At 64.6% G+C, this 10,900-nt stretch carries 11 protein-coding genes and 1 tRNA gene; 4 read left to right on the top strand and 8 right to left on the bottom strand.

Annotated elements, in window-relative coordinates; all coding sequences use genetic code 11:
• Positions 1-111: 111 nt before the first annotated feature.
• The gene (gene dapA, locus VJ673_RS05010) at positions 112-990 is read right to left on the bottom strand and encodes a 4-hydroxy-tetrahydrodipicolinate synthase (protein ID WP_324124942.1); all 879 of its coding nucleotides are present in this window, start codon (positions 988-990) and stop codon (positions 112-114) included.
• Between the two features lie 89 nt (positions 991-1,079).
• Positions 1,080-2,006: a histone deacetylase family protein gene (locus VJ673_RS05005; protein ID WP_324124941.1), complete on the bottom strand. Its 927-nt coding sequence runs from the start codon at positions 2,004-2,006 to the stop codon at positions 1,080-1,082.
• A 145-nt stretch (positions 2,007-2,151) separates the two neighbouring features.
• Between VJ673_RS05005 and VJ673_RS05000 the strand changes: the two genes are divergently transcribed.
• The 4 genes from VJ673_RS05000 to mltB are packed head-to-tail and all read left to right on the top strand — an operon-like array spanning position 2,152 to position 6,995.
• On the top strand, positions 2,152-3,069 hold the full coding sequence (locus VJ673_RS05000; protein ID WP_324124940.1) for an AAA family ATPase: 918 nt from the start codon (positions 2,152-2,154) through the stop codon (positions 3,067-3,069).
• The gene (locus VJ673_RS04995; protein WP_324124939.1) at positions 3,069-4,046 is read left to right on the top strand and encodes a DUF58 domain-containing protein; all 978 of its coding nucleotides are present in this window, start codon (positions 3,069-3,071) and stop codon (positions 4,044-4,046) included. The genes VJ673_RS05000 and VJ673_RS04995 overlap by 1 nt, the downstream gene beginning before the upstream one ends.
• Positions 4,039-5,985, top strand: a complete 1,947-nt coding sequence (locus VJ673_RS04990; RefSeq protein ID WP_324124938.1) for a transglutaminase TgpA family protein — start codon at positions 4,039-4,041, stop codon at positions 5,983-5,985. The genes VJ673_RS04995 and VJ673_RS04990 overlap by 8 nt, the downstream gene beginning before the upstream one ends.
• Positions 5,982-6,995, top strand: coding sequence for a lytic murein transglycosylase B (gene mltB / locus VJ673_RS04985; RefSeq protein ID WP_324124937.1), 1,014 nt, complete (start codon positions 5,982-5,984; stop codon positions 6,993-6,995). Before VJ673_RS04990 ends, mltB begins: the two co-directional genes overlap by 4 nt.
• Before the next feature lie 17 nt (positions 6,996-7,012).
• Here the strand turns inward: mltB and rpoS are convergent, their stop codons facing one another.
• The 6 genes from rpoS to VJ673_RS04955 form a co-directional block, all read right to left on the bottom strand.
• Positions 7,013-7,948 (bottom strand): RNA polymerase sigma factor RpoS, encoded by a 936-nt coding sequence (rpoS, locus tag VJ673_RS04980; protein ID WP_324124936.1) that lies wholly within the window; start codon positions 7,946-7,948, stop codon positions 7,013-7,015.
• Positions 7,949-7,957: 9 nt separating this feature from the next.
• Positions 7,958-8,890, bottom strand: a complete 933-nt coding sequence (locus VJ673_RS04975) for a peptidoglycan DD-metalloendopeptidase family protein (protein WP_324124935.1) — start codon at positions 8,888-8,890, stop codon at positions 7,958-7,960.
• Positions 8,887-9,543, bottom strand: coding sequence for a protein-L-isoaspartate(D-aspartate) O-methyltransferase (locus VJ673_RS04970; protein ID WP_324124943.1), 657 nt, complete (start codon positions 9,541-9,543; stop codon positions 8,887-8,889). Before VJ673_RS04970 ends, VJ673_RS04975 begins: the two co-directional genes overlap by 4 nt.
• The gene (gene surE / locus VJ673_RS04965; protein ID WP_324124934.1) at positions 9,540-10,283 is read right to left on the bottom strand and encodes a 5'/3'-nucleotidase SurE; all 744 of its coding nucleotides are present in this window, start codon (positions 10,281-10,283) and stop codon (positions 9,540-9,542) included. Before surE ends, VJ673_RS04970 begins: the two co-directional genes overlap by 4 nt.
• A 158-nt stretch (positions 10,284-10,441) precedes the next feature.
• Positions 10,442-10,518 (bottom strand) — tRNA-Pro (locus tag VJ673_RS04960).
• Positions 10,519-10,566: 48 nt separating this feature from the next.
• Positions 10,567-10,900, bottom strand: a 334-nt coding sequence (locus VJ673_RS04955) for a MerR family transcriptional regulator (protein ID WP_324124933.1), incomplete at its 5' end; no start/stop codon positions are given.

Raw genomic sequence — 10,900 nt, 5'->3', positions numbered from 1 at the left:
TCTTCGACTCCAGCAGGGAACCGGAACATCCGGTCAACGCAACGGCCAATGCAAGCAAAGAAGCAGAAGTACGCACGCTACGATTCATGAGATTCAGAAAATCCTTGGTAATCAGAAATTCACGCCTGCCTGACGCATCGCGTTGCGCACGCGTTCGCGCATGCCTTCGGACAGCGGCGTGAGCGGCAGACGGATGCCGCCCTTGATCTTGCCCATCTGCTGGACGGCCCACTTGACGGGAATCGGGTTGGCTTCGCAGAACAGCTCGCGATGCAGGCCGACGAGGCGCGCATTGATCTCGCGCGCCTTGAGCGCATCGCCGGCGAGTGCGGCCGCGCACATTTCGTGCATGGCGCGCGGAGCGACGTTGGCGGTGACCGAAATCGTACCGTGTCCACCCAACAGGATGAACGCCGCGGCGGTCATGTCGTCGCCGGTGTACAGCGCAAAATCCTTCGGCGCGCGCGCGAAGAGGTCGCAGGCGCGATCGATGCTGCCTGTCGCGTCCTTGATGCCGATGATGTTGGGCACTTGCGCGAGGCGCAGCGCCGTATCGTTCGACATGTCGGCGACGGTGCGGCCGGGCACGTTATAGAGGATCACGGGAAGTTCGACCGCTTCCGCAATGGTGCGGAAATGGCGATACAACCCTTCCTGCGTCGGCTTGTTGTAGTACGGGACCACCGACAGTTGCGCGATTGCGCCCGCTTCCTGCGCGAATCGGGCGAGTTCGATCGCCTCGTTGGTCGAATTCGCACCCGCTCCGGCGATCACCGGAATGCGCCCCGCGGCGTGCTCGACCGCAACGCGGATCAACTCGCAATGCTCTTCGACGTTGACCGTGGGCGACTCACCGGTGGTGCCGACGATGACGATGGCGTCCGTCCCTTCGGCCACGTGGAAGTCGATCAGTGAACGGAGGCTTTGAAAATCCAGGCTGCCATCCTCGTTCATCGGGGTGACGATGGCGACAATCGAACCGGTAATCATGGGCGAGGGCCGAAAGATAAAAGATTCATTCTACCTGATCGCCGCCATACGACCAGTGGAGTACGTTACTCCGCCCCCGCATCCGCCGATCACAGATCGGCCAGGGCCTTGATGTGGGCCACAACCGAGCGCGCCAGGGACGACAGCGCGTACCCACCTTCGAGGATCGACACGATGTTGCGATGTCCGCACTCCTCGGCGAGCGCCTTGATCTGCTGCGTCACCCACACGTAGTCCGACTCCACGAGACCGACCGAGCCCATGTCGTCCTCGTAATGCGCGTCGAATCCAGCGGAGATGAAGATCATCTGCGGCTTGTGCTCACGCAGCGCCGGCAGCCAGCGGTCGCTGACAATCTGGCGGAAGGCGTCCCCGCGCGTGCCCGCCGGAACGGGCACATTGACCATGTGAGGTGCCGTGCAATCGGCGCCGCTATAGGGGTAAAAGGGATGCTGGAAGATGCTCGCCATCATCACCCGCGGATCGTCGCGGAACACATCCTCGGTGCCGTTGCCGTGATGCACGTCGAAATCGACGATCGCGACCCGCTCGAGCCCGTGCGCTTCCAGCGCGTGCCGCGCTGCAATCGCAACGTTGTTGAGAAAGCAGAAGCCCATTGCCTTCGCACGTTCGGCATGATGGCCGGGCGGGCGGACGGCGCAGAACGCGTTCTCGATCTCGCGCTTCAGCACGAGGTCGGTCGCGAGCACGCCTGCTCCCGCCGAGCGCAGCGCCGCCTTCATCGTCCCGGGGCACATCGCCGTATCCGGATCGAGGTGGCGGATACCATGCTCCGGCACGCTGGCGTTGAGCTCGTCGAGGTAACTCTCCGGATGAACGCGCAGGATCTGCTCGGCGGTTGCGAGCGGCGCGTCATAGAACGACAGGTAAAGGTCCAGGCCGGCCGCAATCAGCCGGTCATTGATTGCCGCCAACCGGTCGGCGCATTCCGGGTGGAACGAACCCATATCGTGCAGCCAGCAATCGCGATGCGTAATGAACGCCGTCGTCGTCATATCCCCTCACTCTCCCCCACGGCCGAACTGCTTCGTGCCACTACCATTCCAAGCGGCTTGCCACCGGCATTCCCGGCGCAGCCTGTTGATCTTTGTCGACTATTATCACCGCTTCGCGGCCAATTTATCACAGTACGCCCCTGCCATGCCCCACCGCCCCGCCTTGCGCGTGCTCGAAGCCGCCAACCACATCATTCTCGGCAAGGATCAGGAGCTGCGCCTCGCGCTCGCCTGCCTGATCGCACGAGGCCACCTATTGATCGAGGATGTACCCGGGGTGGGCAAGACGACCCTTGCGCACGTCATCGCTCGCCTGATCGGGCTGCAGTTCCAGCGCATACAGTTCACGAGCGACCTGCTGCCCGCGGACATCATCGGTGTATCGGTGTTCGACAGGGAAGCGGGCAGCTTCCGCTTCCATCAGGGCCCAATCTTCGCGCAGCTGATCCTCGCCGACGAGATCAATCGCGCGACACCGAAGACGCAGAGCGCGCTCCTCGAAGCGATGGAAGAACGTCAGGTCACAGCGGACAACACCACGTTCCCGCTGCCCTCCCCCTTCTTCGTCATCGCGACACAGAATCCCTCGCACCAGGTGGGCACCTTTCCGCTGCCCGAGAGCCAGCTCGACCGCTTCCTGATGCGCATCCGCCTCGGCTTTCCGGACCGGGCCGCCGAACGCGCATTGCTGATGGGCGAGGACCGGCGCGAACTCCTCGAACGTCAAGATCCGGCGATCCATCCCGACGACCTCCTCGCCCTGCAGCGCGCCGCTGCCAACGTCGTCGTCGCCGAACGCCTGATCGACTATGTGCAGGCCCTGCTGGCCAGCACCCGCCAAAGCAATGAGCTCGCGGCCGGGCTGAGCCCGCGTGCCGGCCTCGGACTGCTCGCCGCCGCGCGCGCCTGGGCGCTCCTCGACGGACGCGAGCACGTGCTACCCGAAGACGTCCAGACCGTCTTCCCGCACATTGCCGGTCATCGCCTCCATCACGCCGGAGACGGTCGGCCAGTGAGTACCGAGAGCCTCACGCGCATCCTGCACGGCGTCGCCCTGCCCTGATGCCCGCCCTGCGCAATCGGCTGCGCCGTTTCATCGATCACTGGCTCTTTCGCGTCGGCCCGTCCGAGCACGCGCCGATCGTGCTGCGTCAGCGACGGATCTTCGTCCTGCCAACGCGGAGCGGGATCGTGTTCGCCCTTGCGCTCGCCGTCATGCTGCTCGCGTCGATCAACTACAACCTCAGCCTCGGATTCGGTCTCGTCTTCCTCATCGCCGGCGTCGCCGTCGCGAGCATCGTGCACGCCTTTCGAAATCTCTTGCACCTGTCGCTGAGCCCCGGCCGTGCCGAATCCGTCTTTGCCGGCGACGTGGCGCACTTCACGCTACTCCTTTCGAACACGCGCGCGGCCGGCCGCCCCGGCCTGCGCTGCAGCACCCGGGCCGGCGCAGCAGCGCTCGATCTGGGCCCCTCGCAAACGACTGAAGTCACGCTTCCCCTGGCAACGCCGACCCGCGGCTGGCACCGCCCCGGCCGCGTGACCATTGAAACCACGTATCCCTTGGGCCTGATCCGCGCGTGGAGCATCGTCACACCGGATATCCGCTGCCTCGCCTATCCGACACCGGAACCGGATCCACCTACGCTCCCGCGGGGCCCAACGGATCAATCAACCGGACGCCGCAGCGGCCTCGGCGACGACGACTTCGCCGGACTGCGCCCCCATCGCCTGTCGGATTCACCTCGACACGTCGCTTGGAAGAACGTCGCGCGCGGCGGGCCGATGCTGACCAAGGAATTCGCCGGAGCCGAAGGCGGAGCCGTCGAGCTCGACTGGCACGACCTGCCGGCAAACCTAGATGTCGAGCAACGTCTCTCACGCTTCACCGCCTGGATACTCACTGCCAGCGTCGCCGGCCGCCCCTTCGCGCTGAGCCTTCCGCACTGGGCCGCGCCCGCGTCGAGCGACCCAAGGCACATTTCGACCTGCCTGCGCCAGCTTGCCCTTTACAGCTTGCAGGAGCGCGACGATGAATAAGGCGTCCGACCTTCCGGGCGCGAGCCGCTACTGGCTTCTCGGCAGCATCGCCATCACGATCGCTCCTCATGCCGAGCATTTTCCCGCGTGGCTGCTCGGCTTATGCGCGAGCCTCGTTCTGGCGCAGGCTGCGATGGTCCGCCGCGGCCATCCCCCTCCCCATCGCCTTGTGCTGGCGCTCGTCGCCCTCGTCGCAAGCGTCGGGGTCAAGCTGCAGTTCGATCACTTCTTCGGAAAGGATCCGGGCGTGGCCCTGCTCGCTGTACTGCTGAGCATCAAGCAACTGGAGAGCCGTGCGCCGCGCGACGTGCATGCGGCCGTGCTGCTGAGCTACTTCCTGCAGATGTCGCTCTTCCTGTATGACCAGACTCCGCTCGTCGGACTGCTGGTAATTGTCGGCACCCTGGCGTCCACGGTGACCTTGCTCAGCCTCCAGGCGCCGCGCGAGCCAGCGCTTGCGCAACTGCGCACGGGCGCCGTGTTGCTCGCCCAGGGCCTGCCCTTCATGCTCGTCCTGTTCCTCCTGTTTCCCCGCGTCCAGGGCCCTCTATGGGGACTGCCGAACGACGCCTACAGTGGCACCACCGGTCTGTCCGACACGATGGCCCCCGGCTCGATCGCCGAACTGAGCCAGTCGGACGCAATCGCATTCCGGGCCGCCTTCCGGGAACGGACGCCCCCGCCCGCGCAGCGATACTGGCGCGGACCGGTCCTGACGCTATTCGATGGGCGCACGTGGCGCCAAGCCAGCAGCCCGATCCTCGCGGCGCCGCCGTACCGGCCCAGCGGCCCGGCCTACGACTATCGTCTGACACTCGAACCGCACAACCAGAACTGGTTGCTCGCACTCGAACATCCAGGCGCCGGGATCGATGGGGCGCGCTATACGGCAGACCTGCGCCTCCTTGCGACCGAAGCGGTGCGCCAGCGCGCGGGTTTCGACCTCCGGGCGTACCCGGAAACCCAGCCTGGCCTTACCGAGGACGCCCGCGTACTGGCACTCGCGCGGCAGTTGCCCGACGGTTTCAATCCCCGCACCCGCGCCCTCGCCCAGAAACTGGCGCGCCGCGCCGCGAGCGATCAGGCAATCGTCGACGCCTCAGTCACCTATCTGCGGGACGCCTCGCTCGTCTACACGCTGACGCCCCCAGTCCTCGGCGTCCACACAGTTGACGAATTCCTTTTCGACACGCACCGCGGCTTCTGCGAGCACTTCGCCTCGGCCTTCGTCTTCCTGATGCGCGCCGCCGACGTTCCGGCACGTGTCGTCACCGGCTACCAGGGTGGCGAAATCAATCCTGTCGACGGCACGCTCGTCGTCCGTCAGTCCGACGCCCACGCCTGGGCCGAAGTCTGGCTGCGCGGGCGGGGCTGGGTTCGCGTCGATCCGACTGCCCTTGCGGCCCCGCGGCGACTCGAGAGCGGAATCGCAGACGCCCTGTCGGACCTCGACGGCCTGCCGCTGCTGATGCGTCCGGAGTTGTCCTGGCTACGCAACGTCCGCCATCGCTGGGACGCACTGTCCAATACCTGGAATCAATGGGTCCTGGGCTACAACCCCGACCGGCAACGCGAATTCCTCGCCAACATAGGGGTCGGGCAACCCGATTGGAAGGCGTACGGCGGGCTGCTGGGCGCCAGCGCCGGCGCGCTGATGCTTCTTCTATTTGCCTGGGCCTATCTGCAGCGCCCCAGCCGCGACGCACTCGACCGTGCGTGGGCGAACTTCTGCCGGAAACTCGCGAAGCACGGCGTTTCGCGGCACCCGTGGGAAGGACCGAAGGATTACGGCCTGCGTGCCGCGCGCGCCCGGCCAGCAAACGCGGCGGAGCTGCAGGAAATAGCTGACGTCTACGCGCGACTGCGCTATGGTGCGCGCCACGACGCAAGCGCCACTCGCGACCTCGCCAAACGCATCCGGAGACTGAAGCTCAAATGAAGTCCGCCACCGCCGCCGCCCTCCTGATGCTCGCATTACTTGCCCAACCGAGCCAGGCGGGCGCCTCCTACGCGCAGCGGGACGAAGGCATGGCGTTCGCGAAGGAAATGCAGGAGAAGCACGGCTTCGACCAGGCGCAGATTCTCGCGGCCCTCGAACGCGCGCATTTCGACGCGCGCGTGATCCGCCTCATCAAGCCGCCCGCAATGCCCACGGCACGCTCCTGGCAGCGCTACCGCGCGCGCTTCCTCGAATCCGCGCGGATCAACGCCGGGATCGCCTTCTGGCACGAAAACGAGGCGACGTTGCAGGCGGCGAGCGAGCGCTACGGCGTGCCTCCGGAAATCATCGCCGCGATCATCGGCATCGAAACCTATTATGGCCGCAATGCCGGCAACTTCGAACTCGTCTCGGCCCTCGCAACACTCGCCTTCGATTACCCACCGCGCGCCCCCCTCTTCCAGCGCGAGCTCGAAAACCTCTTTCTTCTTGCACGTGAGCAGGGCCGCGACCCTTTCAGCTACTACGGTTCCTACGCGGGCGCACTCGGCTATCCGCAGTTCCTGCCCAGCAGCATCCGCAATTTCGCTGTCGACTTCGATGGCGATGGCCATATCGACGTCGACCAGAACCCGGCTGACGCGATCGGCAGCGTCGCCAACTACCTGTCGCGCCATGGATGGGTGCGAGGCGAACCGGTCGCGAGCCCGGCTCTGGTGGCGCCGACGACCGACACGCAATCCCTGATCGACACCGGCATCGAACCGACGATCACGCCCGCACAGCTTGCCGCCGCCGGCGTGACGCCCGTCAGGGACCAAACGGACGCGCCCGCGACGCTCGTCGACTTGGCGACACCGGGAGAAGGCGTCGAATACTGGCTCGGATACCGGAATTTCTACGTGATCACGCGCTACAACAAGAGCAGCTTCTACGCGATGGCCGTGTTCCAGTTCGCCCAGGCGCTACGCGACAATTTCGTCACCAACGAGCATTCGACAGGAAACTGAAGTACTGACAGGAGCGCTTAAAGCAGTTCGTCGCGCGATATGCCGCGCCGCTTCACGGTGCGCCGCAACTGCCCCAGCGCCTCAAGCTGGATCTGGCGCACCCGCTCGCGCGTCAGCGACAGCTGCGAGGCAAGCTCTTCCAGCGTCATGACCTCGCACTCGTCAAGTCCATAGCGATGGCGGATCACGAGGCGCTGTTTTTCGTTGAGCGTGCCAATCCACTCCTGGATCAGCTCCTCAACCTCGCCATCCTGGATGCGTACATCAGGCGCTGTCGCCTGCTCGTCTGCCAAGGATTCGCCGATCGAAAGCGTGGGATCGATCTCCAGCGGCGCATCGAGGGAGGCGGTATGCTCGCTTAAGGCGAGGATCGCCCTGACATCTTCCACCGGCTTATCGAGCTTCTGGGCCACCTGCTCGAGCGTGAATTCCCCGTTGCCCGAAGCTTCCAGGCTGCGCTGCGCGCGCAACACCTGATTCAGTTCCTTCACGACGTGGACAGGCAGCCGAATCGTGCGCGACTGATTCATGATCGCGCGCTCGATATTCTGGCGGATCCACCAAGTCGCATAAGTCGAGAATCGGAAACCACGCGCCGGATCGAATTTCTCCAGCGCGTGCATCAATCCCAGATTGCCTTCCTCGACCAGATCCAGCAGCGGAATGCCGCGATTGAGGTAATGCTTGGCGATATTGACGACGAGGCGCAAGTTGCGCTCGATCATCGTCTGGCGCGCGGCAAAATCGCCGTCGCGCACGCGGCGCGCCAACAGGCCTTCCTCTTCTGCCGTCAGCAGCGGATTGGCGCCGATCTCGTTCAGGTAAATCTGGGTGACGTCGCTGAGAAATTCGTTCTCGAATGCCGGAACGACCCGCTCGACGAACGCCTCCACTTCAGGCGGCAGATCCGGCTCCTGACCGTCGAGGTCGTCATGATTTGCCGGATCGTACATAGCCTCCTCTCAGCGTGGGGGAAGATACTTCAGAGGATCGACCGGCCGTCCCTGCTTGCGAATCTCGAAGTGCACCTTTGGCCGATCCGCATCGGTACTGCCGAGTTCTGCGATCTTCTGACCTTTCGTGACCGAATCCCCTTCCTTGACCAGCAACTGCTGGTTATGCGCGTATGCAGTCAGGTAATTCGCGTCATGTTTGATGATGACCAGTTTTCCATAGCCACGCAAGCCGGCCCCCGAATACACCACCTTTCCACCCGCCGAGGCCAGAACGGGATCGCCCGGCTTGCCCGCGATATCCACGCCCTTGTTGGTCGCCTCGTCGAAGGTTCCGATCAACTGACCGTTCGCCGGCCACATCCAGGACGTCTCGCCCGCCGCCTTGTCCGGCTCCGGCACCGCGGGAGTCACCGGCGGCGGCGTCGGAACGACGTTCGCCTTCGGCCGCAGCGACGCCCACAGCTCCTCCGAATAGGGCTGCTTGCCGCCTCTCGGTTCCTGCTTCAACCCGCCCGGCACCTCGCTGCCGTTACGTCCGGGAACAACTTCAACGGGCTGGGTCACGGCCGGCACCGGTTGCGTCACCGCCCCGGCGCCTGCATTGCTGTTGGCCCCCGGCGGCACCACTCTCAGCACCTGACCGACCTGGATCTGATTTCGATCCGTAATGGAGTTCCACGCTGTGAGATCCTTCACGCTCACGCCATATTGGCGGGCAATGCCCAGCAGCGTGTCGCCGGGGCGCACCACATGCGTTCCTTCCTGCCGCAGGGCCGGAGCCGCCTGCCCTCCGGAGGACGGCAAGGCTTCCGTCGCCGGAGGCGTCGTGCTTTCGCGCACCGGAGCGGGCCGCGGCGCGGCGCAACCGGTGAGAATGGCAGCAATCACTGCAAAGGCGAGTCCAGCGCGCGAGGCGCGATTCTTCAATGAGTCAATCATTCCGTACCAGCCAACAAGGGAACGAATCGCACGGCATCGAGACGAGTTTCCCTGAATACATTTCCTTGCCGTTCAATCAGCACAAGACGTTGCTCCCCTGCTCCCAGCGGGATTATCAGGCGCCCGCCGGGCGCCAGCTGCTCCTTCAGTGACGCGGGGATGCTCGCAGCAGCCGCGGCGACAATAATGGTGTCATAAGGCGCCGCTTCCGGCAAACCCAGACTACCGTCCACACATTTCAACCTGACATTAGGCAGGCGCAAGGGACGCAGGTTCTCACGCGCTGTGTCCAGTAACGGCCGAATGCGCTCGACGGAATACACCTCGGTCGCGACGAACGACAGCACAGCCGCCTGATAGCCGCAACCCGCCCCGACCTCCAGCGTCTTGCCGAGCTCGCGCCCCGCCCGCAGCAATTCGATCATCCGGGCGACGACGAGCGGCTGCGAAATCGTCTGCTGATAACCGATCGGCAGCGCCGTGTCGTCGTACGCACTGTACGCCAACCCCTCCTCGACGAAGGCGTGCCGCGGCACCTGCATCATCGCGGCGAGGACCTTTTCGTCGCGAACCCCCTGCGCGCGCAGCCGTTCAACCATGCGAGCCCGCGCGCGGACCGCAGCCTGAGCCGGATCGGCGCGCCGCACCATCATCGGGTCAACCACTCTGAAACACCGGGAATAAGATTGTTGTGTGTGAGGTCGATCTGCAGCGGTGTGATCGACACGAAGCCTTCGGCGACCGCGTGAAAGTCGGTGCCCTCGCCCGCGTCGGCCGCTTGGCCTGCGGCCCCGACCCAGTACACGGTCTCGTTGCGGGGCGTCACGCTGCGAATCACCGGCTCGGCCTTGTGGCGCTTGCCGAGCCGCGTCACGCGCTGTCCGCGCAGTTCCTCGTATGGCCGATCGGGAACATTCACGTTGAGCAGAACAGGCTGGCGAAACGGCTGGCGCGTGAAGCGCGTCGCAAGATCCCGCGCGACTCGCGCCGCCGCGGAGAAATCGCTGGCGTTCTTGCTGACGAGCGAAATGGCGATCGAGGGAACGCCGAGCAGAAAGCCTTCCGTCGCCGCGGCCACCGTTCCCGAGTAAATCGTGTCGTCGCCCATGTTGGCGCCGTGATTGATGCCCGACACCACCATGTCAGGCAGGTAGTCGAGCATTCCCGTCACCGCCAGATGCACGCAGTCGGTCGGCGTACCGTTGACGAAGTGGAAGCCGTTTGCTGCCCGGCGCAATGACAGCGGGCGATCGAGAGTCAAGGAATTACTCGCGCCGCTGCGGTCGCGTTCGGGCGCGACTACGGTCACATCGCCGACCTCGGCCAGGGCCTCCGCGAGTGCGGCGAGGCCCGGAGCGAAATAACCATCGTCGTTGCTGACCAGAATGCGCATTGATTCTTCCGTTCAGAGTGTCACAAACCGCACCGCCACCCCGACGATGTGGGGAAGCAGATCATCTTAGCACACTGAGGCATCACACCTCGCGCCTCCACGAACGCGGCGGACGGCGGAAAAAACAAAACCGGCCAGCGGCCGGTTTCATTGTTTTTTGGTCGGGGCGGCGGGATTCGAACTCGCGACCCCTTGCACCCCATGCAAGTGCGCTACCAGGCTGCGCTACGCCCCGACACAAGCGAGCATTATAGCACCAATTCTTTTTTTTACCAGCCCTTCGTCACATCTTTAGTTGTTCGAGGGCCGCGACGATTTCCGCGCGCACCGATGCCAGTAGGCGGCGCAGCTGCTCCGCCTCGCTCGCCTGTTCCTGCTCCTGGATTGCCGTCTCGCCGAGCTTGTTGCGCGCGCCCGAGATGGTGAACCCCTCGTCGTACAGCAACTCACGGATGCGGCGCACGAGCAACACCTCGTGGTGCTGGTAATAGCGCCGGTTACCCCGGCGCTTCACCGGCTTGAGCTGGGTGAATTCCTGCTCCCAGTAGCGCAGGACGTGCGGTTTCACCGCACACAGTTCGCTGACCTCGCCAATCGTGAAATAGCGCTTCGCCGGA

Origin of the sequence: Aromatoleum sp. (assembly GCF_035254505.1) — a bacterium.
In the GTDB taxonomy this organism is placed as follows: Bacteria; Pseudomonadota; Gammaproteobacteria; order Burkholderiales; family Rhodocyclaceae; genus Aromatoleum.
The sequence above is the reverse complement of the archived record's forward strand: the minus strand, read 5'-3'. Positions and strand labels throughout refer to the sequence as shown.